15 protein-coding genes and 1 pseudogene are annotated in these 20,919 nt (G+C 37.4%); 11 read left to right on the forward strand and 5 right to left on the reverse strand.

Going from position 1 to position 20,919, the window contains the following annotated elements; genetic code table 11:
- Positions 1 to 23: 23 nt before the first annotated feature.
- Entirely contained in the window at positions 24 to 791 is a 768-nt protein-coding gene (locus ACK8P8_RS05045) for a LuxR C-terminal-related transcriptional regulator (RefSeq protein WP_410025585.1), read from the reverse strand.
- Between the two features lie 132 nt (positions 792 to 923).
- Here ACK8P8_RS05045 and ACK8P8_RS05050 point away from each other — a divergent pair, with 132 nt between their 5' ends.
- Positions 924 to 2,075 carry a bacteriophage abortive infection AbiH family protein gene (locus ACK8P8_RS05050; protein WP_410025586.1) on the forward strand — a complete coding sequence of 384 codons (1,152 nt, stop codon included), beginning with the start codon at positions 924 to 926 and terminating at the stop codon, positions 2,073 to 2,075.
- A gap of 227 nt (positions 2,076 to 2,302) precedes the next feature.
- Here the strand turns inward: ACK8P8_RS05050 and ACK8P8_RS05055 are convergent, their stop codons facing one another.
- Positions 2,303 to 3,346: an alcohol dehydrogenase gene (locus ACK8P8_RS05055; RefSeq protein WP_410025587.1), complete on the reverse strand. Its 1,044-nt coding sequence runs from the start codon at positions 3,344 to 3,346 to the stop codon at positions 2,303 to 2,305.
- Between the two features lie 401 nt (positions 3,347 to 3,747).
- Here ACK8P8_RS05055 and ACK8P8_RS05060 point away from each other — a divergent pair, with 401 nt between their 5' ends.
- A complete protein-coding gene (locus ACK8P8_RS05060) occupies positions 3,748 to 4,137 on the forward strand; it encodes a DUF1016 N-terminal domain-containing protein (RefSeq protein WP_369859205.1) in 390 nt (129 codons plus the stop codon).
- Between the two features lie 88 nt (positions 4,138 to 4,225).
- Here the strand turns inward: ACK8P8_RS05060 and ACK8P8_RS05065 are convergent.
- Positions 4,226 to 4,852 (reverse strand): annotated as a pseudogene (locus ACK8P8_RS05065) (alcohol dehydrogenase catalytic domain-containing protein); the annotation flags it as partial.
- Positions 4,853 to 5,212: 360 nt separating this feature from the next.
- Here ACK8P8_RS05065 and ACK8P8_RS05070 point away from each other — a divergent pair.
- From ACK8P8_RS05070 to ACK8P8_RS05105, 8 genes are all read left to right on the forward strand, one after another.
- On the forward strand, positions 5,213 to 5,395 hold the full coding sequence (locus tag ACK8P8_RS05070; RefSeq protein ID WP_369859204.1) for a helix-turn-helix domain-containing protein: 183 nt from the start codon (positions 5,213 to 5,215) through the stop codon (positions 5,393 to 5,395).
- Between the two features lie 101 nt (positions 5,396 to 5,496).
- Complete coding sequence (locus tag ACK8P8_RS05075) at positions 5,497 to 6,360, forward strand: DUF4007 family protein (RefSeq protein WP_369859203.1); 864 nt, start codon at positions 5,497 to 5,499, stop codon at positions 6,358 to 6,360.
- Positions 6,357 to 9,584: an ATP-binding protein gene (locus tag ACK8P8_RS05080; RefSeq protein ID WP_410025588.1), complete on the forward strand. Its 3,228-nt coding sequence runs from the start codon at positions 6,357 to 6,359 to the stop codon at positions 9,582 to 9,584. The genes ACK8P8_RS05075 and ACK8P8_RS05080 overlap by 4 nt, the downstream gene beginning before the upstream one ends.
- On the forward strand, positions 9,577 to 10,677 hold the full coding sequence (locus ACK8P8_RS05085; RefSeq protein WP_369859112.1) for a phosphoadenosine phosphosulfate reductase: 1,101 nt from the start codon (positions 9,577 to 9,579) through the stop codon (positions 10,675 to 10,677). The genes ACK8P8_RS05080 and ACK8P8_RS05085 overlap by 8 nt, the downstream gene beginning before the upstream one ends.
- A 27-nt stretch (positions 10,678 to 10,704) precedes the next feature.
- A complete protein-coding gene (locus ACK8P8_RS05090; protein WP_369859111.1) occupies positions 10,705 to 12,981 on the forward strand; it encodes a DEAD/DEAH box helicase family protein in 2,277 nt (758 codons plus the stop codon).
- Positions 12,974 to 13,207 (forward strand): hypothetical protein, encoded by a 234-nt coding sequence (locus ACK8P8_RS05095; RefSeq protein WP_369859110.1) that lies wholly within the window; start codon positions 12,974 to 12,976, stop codon positions 13,205 to 13,207. The genes ACK8P8_RS05090 and ACK8P8_RS05095 overlap by 8 nt, the downstream gene beginning before the upstream one ends.
- Entirely contained in the window at positions 13,204 to 15,348 is a 2,145-nt protein-coding gene (locus ACK8P8_RS05100) for an AAA family ATPase (protein WP_369859109.1), read from the forward strand. The genes ACK8P8_RS05095 and ACK8P8_RS05100 overlap by 4 nt, the downstream gene beginning before the upstream one ends.
- Positions 15,349 to 15,354: 6 nt before the next feature.
- Positions 15,355 to 15,921: a glycoside hydrolase family 15 gene (locus ACK8P8_RS05105; protein ID WP_369859108.1), complete on the forward strand. Its 567-nt coding sequence runs from the start codon at positions 15,355 to 15,357 to the stop codon at positions 15,919 to 15,921.
- A gap of 542 nt (positions 15,922 to 16,463) precedes the next feature.
- Here the strand turns inward: ACK8P8_RS05105 and ACK8P8_RS05110 are convergent.
- Together ACK8P8_RS05110 and ACK8P8_RS05115 are read right to left on the reverse strand one after the other, a co-directional pair.
- The gene (locus ACK8P8_RS05110) at positions 16,464 to 16,781 is read right to left on the reverse strand and encodes a helix-turn-helix domain-containing protein (protein WP_227217385.1); all 318 of its coding nucleotides are present in this window, start codon (positions 16,779 to 16,781) and stop codon (positions 16,464 to 16,466) included.
- Positions 16,782 to 17,138: 357 nt separating this feature from the next.
- Complete coding sequence (locus ACK8P8_RS05115; RefSeq protein ID WP_099290451.1) at positions 17,139 to 17,387, reverse strand: helix-turn-helix transcriptional regulator; 249 nt, start codon at positions 17,385 to 17,387, stop codon at positions 17,139 to 17,141.
- A 410-nt stretch (positions 17,388 to 17,797) separates the two neighbouring features.
- On the opposite strand from ACK8P8_RS05115, the gene ACK8P8_RS05120 reads away from it, so the two are divergent.
- Positions 17,798 to 20,908, forward strand: a complete 3,111-nt coding sequence (locus ACK8P8_RS05120) for a SusC/RagA family TonB-linked outer membrane protein (protein ID WP_369859107.1) — start codon at positions 17,798 to 17,800, stop codon at positions 20,906 to 20,908.
- Positions 20,909 to 20,919 lie beyond the last annotated feature (11 nt).

A 20,919-nucleotide genomic window follows, 5' to 3' on the forward strand; every position in this document is an offset into this window, starting at 1 on the left:
TTTATAGCTATCTTTTATAGCAATTATTTTAAAAGCCCTAAATCCAATCCTTTATTGATAGCCTCGATAGAATTTTGCACGCCTAGTTTGCGAAGCAGATTCTGGCGGTGAATATTCACCGTGTGTATGCTGATGCCGAGTTGGTAAGCGATCTCCTTGCTCAGAAACCCTCTCTGTATCAAGTGTAATATTTCTATTTCCCGCTCGGTCAAGTCAATCCGCGGCAGGGATAATAGAGTCGGAGAAAATATTTCCCCGTTTTTAAGATTGAGCACCGTGCAGTCCACTTGTTCGTGCTTTTTCTGGTTGGGGGCGATATCCATATTCCCCACGATCAACCACGCTTTTCCCGTGCGTTCCCGTTCCAGTACCTGTTGTCTGCTGATTACCCGTGTATATTGTCCTTTGGCATTGCGTACCCGGAAACTGTAAATATTGCAATAGTCATTCCGCTGTTCGGGAGGTAAGCTATAAATAAACCGGCTTAGTTTTATTTGTAATTTTTCCAATTGAGGGAAATCATCCGGGTGGAACCGGGATTCCAAGTAATCTCCCTGCCTTTCCAGTGTACAGATTTTACGACTATCATACCCTAATAAATCCGAGAAATTCGAGGAAGCGTATACATATTTGCCTTTATAGACATCCACCACGAATGAACAATTCCGGCTGATTCTCTCCATTTGGTGCAACATCGCCTTATCCCGCTCCCACACGGCATAATCAATGTCCTCTGCCGCAAGGCATTGCCTTGCCCACATTTCTTCTCGGGTGATGTTGGTTGGTTTCATGCTATCAAAAATACTATAAATTTGTGACAACGAGGAAGCCTTGTGCAAAAATCTTTTGATACATGAACATTTATGGTGTTCGTCTTATCAGTCACTTTGTGTAATTTTGCCTTATCGTTTATATTTGTCTTTATGCTTGAGAACTTGATTAACGGAGAACCTGTCAGACATCTTTACGTGATAGGAAATGGATTTGATCGATACCACGGGGCGAAATCCACTTATTGGGATTTCAGGGGGTATTTAATCAGGCATGATGACTTTGCGCTAAAGATGTTTGAACTCTTTTTTGGGCCAAGGTCGATGATGAATAATTTTAAGTCGATAAAAGACTACTTGCTTTGCCTGCAATACGGGCGTGCTTTGCCTGCGCCGAGAAATACGTGGGCTTGTAAATGCTTGTGGAATGATTTCGAGAGATACCTCGGCGAGTTGAATCGGGAACGGGTATTTGACTTCATGGATGAGGAGTTATCTGAGTTGGACGAGGAAGAGGATGGCTTTTACACGAATTTCGATGCACTGATAGGGTGGGTAAGCGATATTGTAAAGGAGTGTTCTGTCGAGATGCAGTATCATTTCCATCGCTGGATTAATACCGTGCATTACGAGAAAGGGTTTAGGAAGAAAATGCTACTACTTGATGGAAATGCGGCTTTTTTGAACTTCAATTATACACTTTTTCTTGAAACTGAATATGGTATTCCTCGGGAGCAAATTGTGTATATACATGGAGAGCGAAGACAAAAGTTTGGTAAGTTGGTACTAGGACATCGTGCGGAGAATGCTGAGGCGGCTTTTGACGAGTGGATTCATAAAAATAGAAACAAAAGAAGGTACCGTCCTAATTTGAAAGGGAAAAACGGGAGGTATTTCGCCAATGATAAGTTGGTGTATTTGGCATTCTTTGCGGAAGATGAAGCAAAAGGCAGATGGCGGTTGCCTGTCAGGTATTATGCCGCGGATTTGATTGAAGAGCGTTTGGAGGATTATTATAAAGAAAACGTGAAACGATGCGGAGAGATTATAGACCGGAATCTGGAATTTTTCAAGTCATTGCGGGAATTGCAGGAGATAACGGTACTTGGACATTCTCTGGGCGACGTGGATTTACCTTATTTTAGGGCTATTCTTGACCATGTGGTTGCTCCGGAAGATTTGAAATGGAAATTTAGTTATCATACTGATGCAGATAAATGTAGAATTAAAAGATTTTGCCGACAACTGAAAATACCCGAAGCGGGAAATGACCAGTTGTTCAGTATGTCGGTTTTAAAACGTTAACTGGTCTTGCGCCTATTCGCGTATCCTATGAACCCCAATACGATGGGGTGGTACGTGACTTGTTAATTGCATCTTTTGGATGAGATTCTACTGTATAGGCGTATTTGAAGTTCTACTTTTGTGGGACTTCTTCGTGAAAACCAGAGTTGTTGGTAGGTGTGTTAGGCATTCGAAAACTGCTTGTGAATGGTTATGAGGATAGGTGAAAATCTATCCTCTTTTTAATTTCAGCATTCTTTCCCTGTTATCGCTACTTTTATCACACCATCCAGTTTATTCTCGAAAACACGATATGCTTCTTCTATTTTGTTTAAGGGGAACCGATGTGTGACGAGTGGGGTGGTATCAATCTTGCCTTCTTCTATCAAGTGAAGAATCTCGGCGCAATCGCAACCATCCACGCCCCCGGTCTTGAAAGTAAGGTTTTTACCGTACATGTCGGGTAAAGGCAGAAGTTGCGGTTTGTCGTAAAGAGCAACCACGGTTACGATGGCGTTGGGGCGGGCGCATTCCCATGCCATACGGAAGGTGTCATCGCTTCCGGCTACTTCCAACACGACATCAGCTCCTCCGTGGTCACTGTGCTGAAGCACGAATTCTTTGCATCTTTCCGGTTCGGTCGCCAGTACATCGGGATAGTGTTCCCGGATAAATTGAATCCTTTCCGGGGACTTTTCGCAAACAATAATTCTTTTCGGCTTCTTCAGCATCACGCAAAGCAGGGTACATATTCCGGTGGGTCCGGCTCCAATGACAAGTACGGTGTCGTCTTCCGTGATTTCCGAAATGCGTGCAGCCCAAAATCCTGTGGCAAGCACGTCGCCCACGAAAAGAGCCTGTTCATCGCTTACCGCATCGGGAATGCGGTTGAGTCCGCTGTCGGCATAGGGAATACGGACGTATTCAGCCTGTCCGCCGTCAATGCGGCATCCCAAAGCCCAGCCGCCATTGGGGTCAGTACAGTTGTTCACGAATCCCTTTTTGCAGAAAAAACACTCTCCACAGAAGGTTTCCACGTTCACGACCACTCTGTCCCCGGGGTTCACGGTAGTAACGTCGGTTCCCGTTTGTTCTACAACACCCACCATTTCATGCCCAACGGTAATGCCCGCTACGGCACGAGGTACACTACCGTGTTTGATGTGTAAATCACTCGTGCAAATACTTCCAAGCGTGACACGCACGATAGCATCTCGTGAATCTTTTATTTGAGGTATCGGCTTCTCTTGGAATCTGAAATTCCCTTTGCTTATGTATGTGTATGCTAACATTTAATCGTAATATATACTTTGATATTAAAATTGATAAGAAGCATTTTTCTTTCGGGTTTCAAATATAGGTTTTTAATCTCGAAGGAGAGATTTTAGAGTACTGAATTAGAAGAAAAAGGTGTTAGTTTTTGAGGTAATAGCTTTTATTGCTGATATTCAGTCACGACCCATTTACCCGTTCGGTCGGAGCCTTCTCTTTTAATTATGCCCTTTTTGGTTAGTTGTGATAAGTGGTGTTTTAATTTGCAAATGGCTTGCTTGGATGAAGGGGAATCTGTTCTTGTGGTCTAGAGCTATTTGCTAAAGCGAGTAGTTGATTTTTAAATTTTGAGATGGCTATTTTTTTTATTTTGTTTCTATTATGCAGCAAATATAGTGCATTTTGGAAATAAAATATAGAAATGAAAAGTGTATTATTGAACTGTTTCTTTATTTACACTTTTATTAATGCATTGTTTATTGGTAAATATGTTATTGAGTATGAGCAGGAAGGAAGTGCAAGGGCTAAATACGGCTCGAAATTGTTAGAAAATCTTTCACGGGATTTGACTTTACGGCATGGACGTGTTTTTAGTAGTTCTAACCTTAATTATATGAGGTTATTCTATCTTCGTTTTCCAATTTGTGAGAAGCTTTCTCACAAATTGGAAAAATTAGTATTATGCAGGATAAATCCTATGAGTATTCTTAACTGGGGAGGTCTCACAGACGTGCGGATGTTTTTTTCGGAAGCACGGAGTAAAAACTCGCAGTGGAAAGTCAGCAGAGGACATAGTACCCGAAGAAATTGATACTCAGGGAAGGTCTGAACTTTATTTAAACGAGTGGTCAATGAATGTTACCTAATGAAGGAAGGAATGCAGAAAATATCAACATCACCCGGATAAATTGAATCCTTTCTGGGGACTTTTCGCAAACAATAATTCTTTTCGGCTTCTTCAGCATCACACAAAGCAGGGTACATATTCCGGTGGGGCCGGCTCCAATGACAGGTACGGTGTCGTTTTCTGTGATTTCCGAAATGCGTGAGGCCCAAAATCCGGTGGCAAGTACGTCACCCACGAAAAGAGCCTGTTCATCGCTTACCGCGTCGGGAATGCGGTTGTGTCCGCTGTCTGCATAGGGAATACGAACGTATTCAGCCTGTCCGCCGTCAATGCGGCAACCCAAAGCCCAGCCGCCATTGGGGTCGGTACAGTTGTTCACGAATCCCTTTTTGCAGAAAAAACACTCTCCACAGAAGGTTTCCACGTTCACGACCACTCTGTCCCCGGGGTTCACGGTAGTAACGTCGGTTCCCGTTTGTTCTACAACACCCACCATTTCATGCCCAACGGTAATGCCCGCTACGGCACGAGGTACACTACCGTGTTTGATGTGTAAATCACTCGTGCAAATACTTCCAAGCGTGACACGCACGATAGCATCTCGTGAATCTTTTATTTGAGGTAGCGGCTTCTCTTGGAGTCTGAAGTTCCCTTTGCTTATGTATGTGTATGCTAACATTTAATCGTAATATATACTTTGATATTAAAACTGATAAGAAGCATTTTTCTTTCGGGTTTCAAATATAGTTTTTTAATCTCGAAGGAGAGATTTTAGAGTACTGAATTAGAAGAAAAATTAAAGATATCGATAAGTTATGCACTAATTTTGTTGATTAGTAATCACTGAAAAATCTAAATTTAGATATGTCAGCATATGACTATATAAATTGGAAAAAACAGTGAAAGAATTGGAAGCTATTCAAGACTGGTGATAGAATTGGTAAGCGGATTTAAAAGAAAACATCTGCTAAAATAGATATTGTTCAGAGAAAATTATATATTTACCAAAAATATCAAAACGCAAAAAAATAGAGAGGAGATGAAATTTATAGAGCGGACTGAACAGTTGCGTGAAGGTTGCCAAATGTCACAACGACAATTTGCTGCGGTCTCGGAAATAGATACGGTAGCTTGTTGCAAATTAGAAGAAGGAAAACGGAGTATTGAAGCCGAACGGATTATAATGATTGTTGATTTATTACAAACAGACGAAGACGAGTGACGAACACTTGAGTTTGCCGCTTAAAGTACAGTAGTAGTTGAGAACGAATATATGATTTTAGGTAAAGTATTGAATATTGCTAAAAAATATAAAGAGATAACATGGTAGAAAAAATAAGATATACATTTTCAGGACATGAATCCTTTTATTGTAAGTCGCTTTGGCTAAAAAAGGGATATGATTTTGTTAATGCAAATCATAATTTCAATGCCGAAGATGCTGTTGTCCATTTGGGTGTTGGGAAAAATATGGTTTCTTCAATTCGTTATTGGTTACGAGCTTTTGGCTTGTTTGATGAGGGAAAAACGACCGATATTGCAGATTTCCTTTTTAATAATGAGGACGGGAAAGATCCTTATATTGAAGATTTGGGAACTTTATGGCTTTTGCATTATATGCTTGTAAAAACAGAATTAGCAAGTATTTACAAGTTGTTTTTTGTCGATTTCCATAAAGAAAGAAATAATGAATTTACAAGAGAACAGTTACAGCATTTTCTAAAACGTAAAAGTGCTGAAACGGCGTATTCTAATCTGTACAACGAAAATACGGTTAAAAGGGATATTGGAGTTTTATTACAAAATTATGAAATGCCAAAGCAGGATAAACAGAACGAAGATTTTGCAGCTTTATTACTCAATTTGAATCTTATTCGTCAGTCTGATAGTGAAAATAAAACGCTGTATTTTAATATAAAGGGAAGAAGTGAATTAGTTCCTGAAATATTCTTGTATGCAATAATTGACTATAAAAACAACGAACAAATTGTTTCTTTCGACAAGTTAATGGATTTGGCGTTGATTTTTTGTTTAAGTAAAACCGAATTGATAGATACTATTTTACTCTTAGTGGAAAAATATCCTCGATTGTTGAGGTATACAGATGACGGGGGCATTAAGCAATTATTTTTCCTTAAAGAAATAGATAAAAATGACGTTTTAGAAAAATACTATACGAGGCAATGAAATTCGCATTATCAACAAATATAAAAAACGTACAGTTCAATGATTTTCATTATATTGTAACTTCAAATTCCCGTCGAGTTCTTGGGAGTCTAATTGCTGATTACAGTTCAGGTATTCATTGTTTTACCTTGGTAGGAACTTACGGCACGGGAAAATCAAGTTTTTTGGCGGCGTTGGAAAGAGATTTGTTGCTAAATACCAAATCTTTTTTTGAAAATAAAGGACAATTCAATGACTATAAGAAATTTCAAACGCTTAATATTGTAGGTGATTATAATACACTTGCTAATCTTTTAAGCGATGAATTGGAAAGTAATTCTACAAATGTAAAAGAGTTTTTTTCTCGCCTTGAACAGAAATTGATAGAGCATAAAAAGAAAAAAGAATTTCTTTTATTTGTTATTGATGAGTTTGGAAAAATACTTGAACATGCGGCAAATCACAATCCTGAAAAAGAGTTGTATTTTTTACAACAGTTAGCGGAGTTTGTTAATCACCCGAAACACGACAATGTCATTCTGATTACCACTTTACACCAGAGTTTCGGTGCTTATTCCAAAAAGTTAAGTGAACAGCAGCGCAACGAATGGGAAAAAGTAAAAGGACGCTTTAAAGAGATTGTTTTCAATGAACCAGTCGAACAACTTTTGTATTTAGCTGCAGCACAAATTGAAAAATCAAGTAAAAAAAACGTTTCGGGAAAGAATTTTGATGCACTTTTTAATTTGGCAAAACGAACTAAGTTTATTAACAATGATTTGAGTATTTCAGTTGCAGAAAAACTCTATCCACTTGATATTTTCTCTGCAGTCATTCTCACGTATGCTATTCAGCGATATGGACAAAATGAACGCTCACTGTTTTCATTTCTAAATTCCAAAGACAATAATTCAATCAATAACTTTGAGCCAACAGTTACTCAAACTTATAATTTGGCAAATGTTTACGATTATATTATTTATAATTTTTATTCTTATTTGTCGGAAGTAAATGCTGATTCTACAAATTGGCGAGCTATTCGTGTTGCGTTGGAGCGAGTTGAGGGGTATTTGAAAGTAGAGAAAGTTGATATTGCTAGCAAAATTGTAAAGACAATTGGATTGTGTAATTTGTTTAGTAATACTATCAATTTTGACGGAACCGCTTTGTGTCAATATGCAAAGCTAGCGTTGAATATTCATAATCCTGAAGATGTAATCAATGAACTTGAAAATCAGAAAATTATTCGTTTCGCAAAGTATAAATCGCAGTATATTATTTTTGAAGGTACTGATATAAATATAGAAGATGAACTTTATAAAGCAGCGGGGCAAGTCCCGCGTCCGATTGATTTTATAGATGATTTAAATGTACTTTTTGAATTTAAGGTAGTACAGGCAAACGCTTCTTTTTATAAAACAGGAACACCGCGTTTTTTTGAATATCGACTTTCTAATGAAGCACAAGTATTAACTCCATCAAATGATTGCGACGGTTATATTAATCTTGTTTTTGCAAATCAGGAAGGTCATAAGCAAATAATTGAAATTTCAAAAAACTGCAATAATGCAGTGTTGTATGTGCATTTCAAGAATTCAGATTCAATCGTAAATCATTTGTACGAAATTCGGAAACTGGAATATGTTCGGAAACAGATTTTGATAGAAGATAAAGTTGCTGAAAAGGAAATACAATATTTAATTTCATACGAAAAGGATATTTTGAATAAGGAAGTTAATTATAATTTAATGTCTTTTTCGGAAAATATTGAATGGTATTACCGTGGAGAACAAAAACAAGTTCATTCGCAAGCAGATTTCAATAAATTGCTCTCAAAAGTTTGTGATGATGTTTATTATTCAACTCCAGTTATTCAAAATGAATTGTTTAATAGGCAGAAAATAAACAGTGCAATTTCACTCGCTCGTGTAAATTTACTCAATGCTTTAATTGATGATAATTGCGTTGCAACAAGCGATTTAGGTTTTGAAGAAAATAAATTTCCGCCTGAAAAGACAATTTATTACTCTTTGCTTAAAAATACGGGTATTCATAGAGAAATTAATGGTGCGTATACATTATGTGAGCCAAATAATAATTCTATCAAAGATTTATGGAACAAATGTGAGGAGTTTTTGCTGTCAGCTATTGAGAAACAGCGCAAATTAGGCGATTTGATAAAATCCTTAAAAGTCGCACCGTTTAAACTTAAACAAGGCTTTTTAGATTTCTGGATTCCCATTTATTTAATTATCAGAAAACAGGATTGTTCACTTTATGATAGTGAGGGTAGGTATATTCCGAATATCAATCGTGAGGTACTTGATTTATTGCAAAAATCGCCAAATGAATTTAGGATAAAGACATTTGCAGTAGAAGGAATTAAAATTGAGTTTTTTAATCAATACCGTAATTTTATCAATCTTAATGATAAGGATTTAATTACACGAGACAGTTTCTTGGAAACGATAAAGCCTTTTTTGGTATTTTACAATAATCTGAATGAATATGCCAAGAGTACATTGAATTTCGATAATCCCAAAACGGCAAAATTTCGTAGTGTGCTTGCAAAGGCCACCGATCCTGAAAAAACATTTTTTGAAGATTTGCCTGCTGTTTTTGGTTTCAAAAACGATTCTTTAGCTGCAAACAAAGAATTTATGTCACAATATCAGGACTTGATAAAAAACTCAATTCGGGAGTTGCGTTCTTGTTACCAGAATCTTATTAGTCGAATTGAAGAAAATATTGTTGAAGTTTTGGGACTGCAAGCAAATAATTTCCCGGAATATAAATTAGAAATAGAAAGTCGATTTAAAGGGATAAAAATGAATTTATTATCTAACAAGCAAAAAAGTTTTCTAAATCGCTTGTTGATGCCTCAAACCGACAAAACACAGTGGTATGAATCTATCTGTTTTATTGTATTGGATAAACCGTTAGTTTCAATTAAAGATAACGAGGTTGCATTGCTGATAGAAACATTACGGCATTTGTTTATTACTCTTACTAAATTTATTGATATATCGAGAGTTGCTTATAAAAACTCGAATTCAGAAATATATCAATTTGAGTTAGTTTCTACAAAAGGAATAGTAAAACCGCAATCTTATATTTTACCTGAAAATCAGAAAGAAAAAACCAGAGAATTAGAAATAAGAATCAATCAAATTTTGACGGGTGATGAAAATTTAGATGTTTGTACTTTATTAAGAATACTAAAATCGAAAATAAATAATGGTTAGACAAGTATTAGGTATATCAGGTGGAAAAGACAGTGCTGCATTGGCTATTTATCTGAAAAATAAATATCCTGAATTACCAGTGGAATATTATAATACGGATACAGGTTGCGAATTGGAAGAAACGGAACAACTTATAAATAATTTGGAATCTGTTTTAGGACGTATTGAAAGGTTAAAGGCGGCGCAGGGGAGTCCCGAGCCAACGCCATTTCACCATTTTTTAAAATCAAGCGGAGGTTATTTGCCTTCGCCTCAGGCACGATGGTGTACGCAAAAAATGAAATTGGCAGAATTTGAGAAATTTGTTGGTGATGAACCCACTATTTCTTATGTAGGTATACGTGGTGATGAAGAACGCGAGGGATATGTTTCCACAAAGCCGAATATTCAAGCGATTTTTCCATTTCGCAGAAATATTTGGAGTATGGAAGTTATCAATAAAGTGTTACATAATGATGCTATTCCACAACTTGTTGAAATTTATAAGTCTGTTTGTGATGAAAATAACTCACTTAAAGCGATTCAAATTATAGAAACACCACTGACAAAGCAATTTTATTACAGTAAAAAACTAAATGCGTTGTTAGATTTAGATGTTAAAATTTTTAATAAAGCAGTATTTGCTTTTCTAAAAACGACTGATTTTCCTGTTGGAAAATTGGATGATTTTCCTTTACTTGATAACGAAGATGTTTTGGGCATAAACGATATTTATCAAATTTTGGAAGATAGTGGTGTTGGAGTTCCTGCTTATTATAAAGAGATTGAATTTGAAGTTGACGGAAAGAAGGGAACATACAGTCGTAGTCGATCGGGGTGTTACTTTTGTTTTTTCCAACAAAAAATAGAATGGATTTGGCTTTATGAACAGCATCCCGATTTATTTCAAAAGTCAATGGAATTTGAGAAAGATGGCTATACTTGGAATCAAGGTGAAAGTTTAGCAGATTTGATTAAGCCGGAACGTATTCGTCAAATCAAATTAGATGCCATCAAACGGCAGGAACAAAAAGCAAAGAAAAATGCAAATTCTTTGTTAGTAGATATGTTTGCTGACGATAGCGATGCTTTTTGTGCGAATTGTTTTATATAATATTTACATACATTATTTTAACCGCATATGTTAAAGTCCGATGTACAATGGCCCCCTCATAGACAATATAAATCAAAAACGGAATGGGAACCGTTAGGCTTCTTTTCTGAATGTTTGTGTAGTAGTATACGCTTTGATTTGATGCTTGGATTTTTCAGTTCTTCGGCTATTCGTACGTTGTCAGATGGCTTTGCGTTATTTTTGTACAATGGAGGAACAATGCGATTGATTATCAATAATATTCTTTCTGTACAAGACAAAGATGCCATAATTGCAGGTGTAAAAGATAACTCTACAATTCCATTTGATTTAACCAATATTGAACAACTGCGAAATACATTGTCTGAAAAGGACAGACATTTTTTTGAATGTTTGTCTTGGTTAATTGCTAAAAAGCGCATTGAGTTTCAAATTATCGTACCCAAAAACAGTATTGGAATTGCTCATACGAAATCGGGTGTATTTTCAGACGGGCAAAATATGGTGGCATTTAATGGTTCGTGTAACTTTACTAAAACTGCATTATTAGACAATATCGAAAGTATTGATGCTTTTTGTGATTGGGATGGCGATATAAATGCTGCTAAAGTAAAAAATACAATTACGATTTTTGAAAAAACATTTTCAGAACAAGATGATAGTGTAAATTATGTAGAGCCAATTGATATTATATCTGACATAGAAAATGCCTTTGGTGGCAAGAGTATAGATGAACTTCTTGAGCAAGAAGAGCAAATATTTCATAATAGTAATAATGAAGTTCGTCCAACAATCAAAAAGGCAATGGATAATGCAAAGAAAAAATTGAAGGAAGAAATAGAAAAGAAGAAAGTAGAACAATTAAAACCTAGATTTCCCTATCCAGAAGGAGCAAGAAAATATCAACAAATAGCTTTTGAAAATTGGAAAAATAATAATCAACAAGGTTTGTTTGCAATGGCGACAGGCACAGGTAAAACCGTAACTTCTTTAAATTGCTTGCTCGAAATTTATAAAAAAACAGGATACTACAAAGCCTTAATCCTCGTGCCGACTATTACCCTTGTGAATCAATGGGAAAGTGAGTGTAAGAAATTTAATTTTAATTCAATCGTGAAAGTTTGTTCCAAAAATCCTAATTGGAGAAACGAGGTCGGAAATATATTATTGCAAGAAAAAATACTGTCTGTAGAACATGTTTCGTATATAGTTATTGCAACTTATGCTTCTTTTTCAAGAAAAAATATTTTTGCAGAATTGAATAAATTATCTGCAAAAGCATTACTTATTGCAGACGAATGTCACAATATGGGATCTTCCTCTTTATTGAAATTTCTACCGGATATAAATTATAAACGAAGACTTGGGTTATCGGCAACACCTGAACGGCAATTTGATGAGGATGGTACACAAAAAATATACAAGTTTTTTAATAGTGAAAATGGCTATACTTACGAGTTTTCGATGGAATTGGCGATAAATGGCGATAGAGAAAAAGATATTGCCCCTGTTTTATGTCGTTATTATTACTATCCACATCTTGTTAGTTTAACCGAAGAAGAATTGAAAAACTATATGGATTTGTCTCTCAAAATTTCAAAGTTTTATAATAGCAAGACAGATAGTTTTAAAAGTAATCCGATTTTAACAGCCTTGTTGTTAGCAAGAAAGCGCATTATTCATAAAGCGTTTAATAAAAAAAACATTTTTTGTGATGTTCTTAGGGAACGTTATCAAGAAAAAGGAAATTTGAAATATACGCTTGTGTATGTTCCCGAGGGAAACGACCCGAACGATTATTTTGAAACAGATATTTATTCTGAAAAAGACGAAACGGATACAGACATTAATGCAATTCATTTGATTGATGTTTTTACGAAGGCTGTTAAAGATATTGATTCTCGAACAACAGTGCGTAAATTTATTTCGGAGACAAATGGAAAAGATGAAATTTTAGAACAATTCGCCAAAGGTGAAATTGACGTACTTACGTCAATGAAATGTCTTGATGAAGGTGTAGATGTTCCTCGTGCCGAGTTAGCGATTTTCTGTGCAAGTACGGGAAATCCGCGGCAATTTGTGCAACGGCGTGGAAGAATATTGCGCAAACATGCTGATAAATTATTCGCATATATTCACGATTTAGTTGTAGTTCCTGAAGTTAAGCCATATAGCGATAGTTATAATATGGAACGTAGTATGTTGAAAAAAGAGTTGGAGCGTGTGTGTAATTTTGCTTCACTTTCTGAAAATAGTGCTTATACGGTTGGGGTGTTGTTAGATACAATGAATCATTATAATTTAAACTTATATGACAATGAGTAACGAAGATAAAATGTTGCGATTAGTCCTTTCGGACAACAATTTAAGTTCGTATTACGAATACTGTGCAGATGATTTTACAAGCGTTGATGAAGCTTTGCGTTCTGATAATCCTATAGTAGTGGTAGTGGCTAAAATTATTCGGGGTATTAATGGGAGTACGGACAAAGGCACTCAAAAAGAGGTTTATAATGAGATATTTAACTATCTAAATCAGAATTTGTTATGAATATTAAAGAAATCACAATAGAAAATTTTAGAAGTTATTACGGGCTAAATACTATAAATTTCAATGATGGTTTAGTACTTTTTGTCGGAGACAATGGTGATGGTAAAACAACATTTTTTGAAGCATTGGAATGGTTGTTTGATACTTCAAAACAAAATACTGATTATCGTCTTGTGTCTGAAAAAAGGATTGCTGAACTATTTGAATTTGAGTGTGATAAATTGCGTGTTGCAGTTACTTTTGACCATGATGGCGAAAAAATAGTTGAGAAATCATTTACATTTACGAAAAATCCCAATGGTGTAGTTAAAACCGACGATTTTCAATTCAAGGGTTTTTCCGTAGAAGGGGTTGAACGCAGACCAATTCAAGGTGGTGTGCTGTTAGATCGTTGTTTTGAAGCGGCTATTCGTAAGTATTGTATGTTTAAAGGAGAGGAAAATCTTAATGTTTTCAACAATCCAGAAGCATTAAAGTATCTAATTGATACATTTTCTAATATACGACAATTTGCTCCTTATTATACAGGCGATGATGATAATCAAGGTTTTGTGGATTTCGCTGAGATGCAGTCGTTTAAAGCATATCAAAGAGCTATGAAATCGGATTCTCAAAACGAAAGACAGGAAAGAGAATTAAGTTCAAAATTGGATTCGTATAGAAAAGAATTAAATATAATACGACAGAGATTGAGAAGTAATAGAGAGAATGCTACTACTTACAAAACAAAATTAGATGAGATAGAGAATAGCAAAGAGGCAAGTACACTATTGAAAAACATAAATAAACGTCTTGAATCATTATACAATAAAAAAACAGATATAGAAAAATTTATTAATGAAGATTATACAATAAAACTACTTGATGAAATGTGGATTTTGTGTGGTTTTCCGCCAGTATTTAATGAATATCAAGAAAAGGTAAAAAATATTAGTAAGGTAAAAAGGAAATTGGAAAAAGAACATGAAGTACAAAAGGGTAAGCAAGAAGCTTATCAAGAAATTTCTAACTGTTTCGCTAATGGTATTATTCCTCTGCCAATTTATGTTCCTGATGAAAATACAATGAAAGAAATGATAGAGGAAGAAATTTGTAAAGTTTGTGGTCGTAAAGCTGAGCGGGGTACAGATGCTTATAATTTTATGGTCAATAAACTCAACGAATTGCTTAAAAGCCAGCAACCTTCAAAAAACGAAGAACTGCCTTTATTTCCCAATAATTATATTAGAGAATTAGATCAAAAAAGTATTAGTTTAGGATATAATCAAGAAGAATTAAATAATTTGAAAAATACGATTAGAGAGAGAATTGAATTTAATGAGGCTCGAAAAGTAGATGTAAAGAAAATCCAAGAAAATATTGATATAGAAGAAGAAAATAAGAAAAAAATATTGGCTCAAAACGATCATTTTACAGAAGAAGAATTATTAAAGAACTTCCAAAATATTTCTAATTGGTGGCGGGATAAATCTACTGCAGAACAACAAATTATGATTCTTGAAAGAGAAGAAAAAGATTTTGAACAAAAATTAGAGGAAGCGCAAAAAGAATATAACAATTTGGCAAAAACTTCTATCGCAAGCACTTATAGTAAGGTGCATACTGCATTAACTAAGATTCAAAATGCTTTTAAAAATGCTAAAGAAAAAAACACACAAGATTTCCTTGATCTTTTGGAAGAAAAGGCAAATCAGTATCTTGGAAAACTTAACATTGATGGCTTTTATGGTATAATTCGTATTAATAAAAATCCGAATGGGACTGCAAGCATTATATTACAAGATAAGAATGGCACATTTATAGCAAATCCTAATCAAGCATTAAAAACAACAATGTATATGTCGGTTTTGTTTGCTGTGTCAGAGCTTACAACTATAAAACGAGAAAACGATTATCCGCTGATTTTTGACGCACCGACAAGTTCCTTTGCATCGCAAAAGGAAAGTGATTTTTTTAATGTTATTTCCGATATAAAAAAACAATGTATCATATTCTCGAAAAGTTTTTTAACTGATACTGGTGTATTGGATACTTCAAAAATTGATTCATTACATTGTACAATTTACCGGATGGAAAAGAAAAAGCCATTTGATAAACACGATTTATCAACCATTCAAACAGTTATTACGTGTATAAAATAGAAAATTATGGCAAAAGAGACATTATATGATATTTGGGCTAGACGAAACCCAAAGTTTGAAGTTCACTTTAAAGAATCGTTATTACGGCAGTTTGCTGATTACGGTGTAGGTGCTTCTGAATTGACCTCTGCAAAGGGGAAAGTGTTTGGAGCAGGTTATGAATTGTATATTTATGCTTTCTTTCTTGGTTTGTATTCAGGTGAAAAAGGCAAAAGACCTTTGGTCGGTGAAACGGATGTGCTTGGACAACCTATTCAGTTTTGGGGAAATGTAGATTCAAAAAAATTTAGAAAGGCATACCCGAAAATTAGAGAGTATATTTTCACAGCCGTGGTTGCAAAAACCGATGTGGATTTAATTGCACTTGAAAGAGGTGATATTACGGAAAGAAAAGTTGTTGATTTGCTTATTGACACAATGGAACAATATACAAATTTTGGGTTTTATTTAATGAAAGAGAAATTGGAAACTAATCCAAGTTATTTCTATAAAAATACTGGCTTCTTGGATATGCTTTTAGATTTGTTAGTTACATTGCCCAATACTAGAGAGATTGAAGTAGAAGAATTGTAAGTATATCTGAAATAGAAATCAAATACTTTCTAAAGACAGTAATATGAATGTATTTGTTTACACTATTAGTAGCATACCTGTGAACTTGTTGCAAAAATGGTCGAAAATGGTTGGTAAATTGGACGTATTAGGAGAATATAGACGTAGTTTGTGATAATGTAAGTTAATTTTGCGAGCTATTTATCATCCTTGTTGATTGGGAAGAATGCACTTATGCTTGAATTAGTAACGGATATTATTAAAGGAAAAGTATGACTGGTTACTACAGAAATCCCATAGTAATCCTACCGAAGTCCTAAGGAAGACAGTTCTTGTGTGCGGCGAATGAATCGTTTTACTCCGGGGTTTCTATATTGGAGATAATAGGATCTCTACAAGATAAACGGAGGAAGACCGAAGGTAGGGTATGATTACGGTATTATTTGGGTATATCTTTATTGGGTTCTCTGTAGGTGATTGATTTTATCGGGGTATTTGGTAAATTTCCATTGGGGAATTACAAGGGTAGCATTGTGTAAAGGATTTGGGGTTCAAACAAACTCTTATTTCTTTTCTTTTTCTCGTTTTTCTTTTGCTTTTCTTTTTGCTTCTTCTTTTGCATTTCGATATTCCTGTAAGCTGTTTGCTTCTTGGTAAGGGCGGGGGAAAAAGTCTGCGATGTCGCAGTCAAGAATTTTGGCAAGTTCGTTTAAATGATAAATGTTGTACTTTTCTTCATAATCTTCTGATTCGACTTGGGAAACAAATGTAGATGTGGAACTTAAGCCCATGCGATCCATAATTTGTTCTTGTTTTATTCCTTTAGCTTTTCTGATTTCTTTTACTCGTTGGATAATGTATTTATCTATTGTTGTTCTCATGGTATAATTTTTTATAAAGAAAGGTTATAAACAGAATCGACATACTTCGTCACGACGAAGATTTTTGTTAAATTATTTGGAGGTGATTTTTCTAAACTATATCTTCGTGGTATTCTTGTTGAAGAATTTGAGAGTTCTAGGTTGTGTAATTGTGTTACTTGCGGAAAAGTGCAAAAGAATGGGTTTGAAGTAATATGTTAGTGGGAGAGGTGAACTTAATATGATTTGAGGTATTGGTAATAGACAAAATAGATATGGACATTATTCTAAAAATTCTAATTAAATCAAGACAATGAAAAAAGGACAATTTCTTATAACTTATTTACTACTAGTAAATGTGAATTGTAGAAAAAATATTTATTGTTTTCTTTTGTTACTTCTAAATGGTTTCTCTGGGAAAAAATCTCGTGTGGAACATTCAAGAATGACGGCAATGTCATTTAAATGATCAACGTTATAGGCTTCGTCATATTCTGGATTTTCAATTTTGCTAATATATCGTTGATTGATATTGAGGCAATCCGCTAGATAACGTTGGCTAATTTTTAGTTTTAATCTGCGTTCTTTTACTTTTTGAGCAGTATATAACTCTATTTCCGATTTCATGGTTTCAATTTTTTATAAAGAAAAGAATAAATCGGCTTTCAAGTGAGGATATATATATCTTCACTTGAGGTAAAAACAAGAACTAAAGTGGGTGTTGTTGGGGATTATAAATTAAATAATTCTCCGAATTAATTATAAATATATGATAAAATGAAATGAGAAATAATTTAAGTAAGTTTTTTATCCTTTTTGTATAGAAAAGAGGTGGGTAGTGATTTAACTAATAACAAATGAAATGAAAAAAAATTACGAAATTATGAATGATTGTAGATTAAAAGATTCTTCTTGAATGGAATGTTGCTATCGTGCAAACGGAAAAATAAAATAGAGGGTGTATTCTATGCCTGAGAAACGTTGAATATCACCCCCTTGTGTAAATCAATTTTATTAATTAATTAACAATCAAAGTTATGAAAAAAACTTATGACAGGAAAGTTTTTAAGCGAAAGTTACTACCTCGGAAGATGGCGGTAATCGTGATTATCCGGTTATTTATGGTTTTGCTGTTGGGATTCCCGCTGTTGGCTAATGCCGGGGGGAGGGATTCAACCGGCGTGGAGAGTAAGGAGGTAAAGGGGAAAGTGACGGATGATAAAGGTGTGCCTTTGCCGGGAGTCACGGTACGTTTGGCGGGGACGCTGGTGGGGACTGCCACGGATGTGGATGGGAAGTTCAAGTTGTTACTGCCCGTGGACACGGCTACTCTGGTGGTTTCTTTTGTCGGGATGAAGACGGTGAGCGTGAAGTTGCCACGGTTAAAGAGTGGGGAGGTGTGGAAGGAACTTTCGATCGTGATGCAGGCGGACGAGGTGGAACTGGCGGACGTGGTGGTGACGGGAATCTTTACCCGCAAGAAGGAGAGTTTCACGGGATCGGCGTCCACGTACTCGGCAGCAGAATTGAAGACGATGGGAACGCAGAATGTGCTGCAAAGCCTGAAGACGTTAGACCCGGCTTTCGCGATTATCGAGGATAACCAGTTCGGCTCAGACCCGAACAGGTTGCCGAACATGGAGATTCGGGGGAAGTCGAGTATGTTGGGGTTGAGGGATGAATTGGATGCCGACCCGAATCAGCCGCTTTTTATACTGGACGGTTTCGAGTCGACGTTGGTGGCAATTAATGATTTGGATATTAACCGGGTGGCGTCGATCACGATTCTGAAAGATGCGGCTTCGACAGCCATTTACGGGTCGAAGGCGGCAAACGGGGTGATCGTGGTGGAAACCGTGAAGCCGGAAGCGGGGAAATTGCAGGTAAGTTATAACGGGAACATGAATCTGTCGATGCCGGATTTGTCGAGTTATAATTTGATGAACGCTAGGGAGAAGTTGGAGTTCGAACGATTGGCGGGAAGGTATGAACCTGCGTCTTGGTCGGCGGTAAGCGAGGTGGAGATGAACGAGTTGTATAACGAGAAGTTGAGGGCTATCGAGAGTGGCGTGGATACCTATTGGTTGGCAGAGCCTTTGCGGGTGGGGGTAAACCAAAAACATTCCCTGTACGTGCAGGGAGGTGAAGGAAATTTCCTGTTCGGGCTGGGAGCGGGATATAACGGGATTTCCGGTGTGATGGAAAAGTCCGACCGGAGTGTGATCAGCGGTAATATCGATTTGATTTACCGGGTGTCGAAATTCCAGTTCTCGAATAAATTCTCGTTGACATCGACCGACTACAAGAACCCAATCGTGGCATTCAGTGAGTACGCGGCGGCGAATCCTTATTACAAGAAGTATAATGATTCGGGGACGGTGGATAAATGGTTGGAGAAAAATGATTTCTTTAAGGCATCAAACCCGTTATGGAACGCCAGTCAGAATAGCCGGGACGAGGGGAAGAACCTCTCGTTGAGTAATTATTTCATGGCGGAATATTTCCCCACGGCGGAGTGGCGGGTGCGTGCCCGGTTGGGGATTACTTACGGGAATGACGACACGGAGAAGTTTTATTCCCGGAATGATACCCGGTACGAGGACGTGGAGGCCATCAAGAAGGGGGAATACCGCTCGGCAAATACCCGGACGAATCAGGTGGAGGGGGAATTGAGTGTTACTTACGCGAAGTTGTTGGGAAAACACCGGGTGAATCTGGTGGCGGGTGGAAATGTTTTTAGCAATAAGTCGCTCACGCAAGGGTATTCGGCGCAAGGGTTCCCGGAGGGTGATTTTTCTTATCCCTCGTTCTCGAACGGTTACCCCGAAAACGGAACGCCCACTTATTACGAGTCCGTGTCCCGCTCGGTGAACGGGTATTTCAACACGGGGTATTCTTTTGACGACCGCTATTTGATGGATTTCAGTTTGCGCGCGAGCGGGTCGTCGGTTTTCGGTACCTCCCGGAAGTATAACACGACGTGGTCGGTGGGACTGGGATGGAATTTGCACAAGGAGAAGTTTATCATGAATCACGTGGGATGGATAGACTTGTTGAAGTTGAGGGCGTCGATCGGAAACCCGGGGAACCAGAGTTTTGATTCGGCACAGTCGTTGCTGACGTACTCGTTTCAATACGGGGCGATGAACTATTTCGGGCTGGGAGCCGTGTTGTCGCAGGTCGGGAACCCGGATTTGGAGTGGCAGATTACCGTGGACAAGAATATCGGGTTGGACGTGACGTTGTTCAACAAGCGATTTTCCCTGACGGCGGATTATTATTACAAGGTGACAGACCCGCTATTGATTAAGGTGAGTACCCCGCTTTCTTCCGGTACGCCGACGTACATGACGAATGCCGGGGAGCAGGTGTCGCAAGGTTTGACGGCTTCGGTGTCGTACTATATTTTCCAGAATTTCGCGGAGCGCTTCTCGTGGATGATTCGGGCTAACGTGAGGACGCAGAAGAGCAAGATTGACAAGATCGGGAATAAGCTTTCCACGTTGAACGCCAGTGGAAAGGGGGCGAACACGGTGAGGTATTATGACGGGGCAGACCCGGATGATATTTGGGCGGTGAAGTCCGCGGGGATTGATCCCTCGAACGGGAAAGAGTTGTTTTATGCTAGGGATGGCAGTTATACTTATGATTTTTCCTATGACGACGAGGTGATTTGCGGGAATACCCGTCCCGACGTGGAGGGGGTGCTTGGTACCTCGTTGAACTGGAAAGGTTTGTCGGTGAGTCTGAATTTCCGTTACCAGATGGGGGCGGACGTGTTCAACGAGGCGTTGTACAGCAAGGTGGAGAATATCTCGAGGAGTGCCTTGAACCGGAATCAAGACAAGCGTGCGCTGTACGAGCGTTGGCAGGAAGTGGGGGATATGGTGCGTTTCAAGGATATCGCCAGCGCGGAGAGTACCCCGATGTCTTCCCGTTTCGTGCAGAAGGAGAACGTGTTGACACTGGAATCGGTTTACGTGGGATACGAGTTCTATGACGGGTGGATCAAGAAGCTCGGGTTGAGTAGCTTGAAGATACAGGCATCCGCGCGTGACGTGTTCCGGGCATCGACGATTCGGTCGGAGAGGGGTATAGCGTATCCCTTCGCGAGGAGTATGGAGGCAGGACTTTCGTTTAATTTTTAATAACAGATGAG

The organism is Butyricimonas muris, assembly GCF_046365375.1.
Lineage (GTDB): Bacteria > Bacteroidota > Bacteroidia > Bacteroidales > Marinifilaceae > Butyricimonas > Butyricimonas muris.

Coding starts and splice junctions, on each gene's coding strand:
- ACK8P8_RS05070 (WP_369859204.1), top strand. CDS start 5,213: ATGAAATTTATAGAGCGGACTGAACAGTTGCGTGAAGGTTGCCAAATG.
- ACK8P8_RS05045 (WP_410025585.1), bottom strand. CDS start 791: ATGAAACCAACCAACATCACCCGAGAAGAAATGTGGGCAAGGCAATGC.
- ACK8P8_RS05080 (WP_410025588.1), top strand. CDS start 6,357: ATGAAATTCGCATTATCAACAAATATAAAAAACGTACAGTTCAATGAT.
- ACK8P8_RS05050 (WP_410025586.1), top strand. CDS start 924: ATGCTTGAGAACTTGATTAACGGAGAACCTGTCAGACATCTTTACGTG.
- ACK8P8_RS05095 (WP_369859110.1), top strand. CDS start 12,974: ATGAGTAACGAAGATAAAATGTTGCGATTAGTCCTTTCGGACAACAAT.
- ACK8P8_RS05120 (WP_369859107.1), top strand. CDS start 17,798: ATGAAAAAAACTTATGACAGGAAAGTTTTTAAGCGAAAGTTACTACCT.
- ACK8P8_RS05105 (WP_369859108.1), top strand. CDS start 15,355: ATGGCAAAAGAGACATTATATGATATTTGGGCTAGACGAAACCCAAAG.
- ACK8P8_RS05085 (WP_369859112.1), top strand. CDS start 9,577: ATGGTTAGACAAGTATTAGGTATATCAGGTGGAAAAGACAGTGCTGCA.
- ACK8P8_RS05110 (WP_227217385.1), bottom strand. CDS start 16,781: ATGAGAACAACAATAGATAAATACATTATCCAACGAGTAAAAGAAATC.
- ACK8P8_RS05055 (WP_410025587.1), bottom strand. CDS start 3,346: ATGTTAGCATACACATACATAAGCAAAGGGAATTTCAGATTCCAAGAG.
- ACK8P8_RS05115 (WP_099290451.1), bottom strand. CDS start 17,387: ATGAAATCGGAAATAGAGTTATATACTGCTCAAAAAGTAAAAGAACGC.
- ACK8P8_RS05090 (WP_369859111.1), top strand. CDS start 10,705: ATGTTAAAGTCCGATGTACAATGGCCCCCTCATAGACAATATAAATCA.
- ACK8P8_RS05075 (WP_369859203.1), top strand. CDS start 5,497: ATGGTAGAAAAAATAAGATATACATTTTCAGGACATGAATCCTTTTAT.
- ACK8P8_RS05100 (WP_369859109.1), top strand. CDS start 13,204: ATGAATATTAAAGAAATCACAATAGAAAATTTTAGAAGTTATTACGGG.
- ACK8P8_RS05060 (WP_369859205.1), top strand. CDS start 3,748: ATGAAAAGTGTATTATTGAACTGTTTCTTTATTTACACTTTTATTAAT.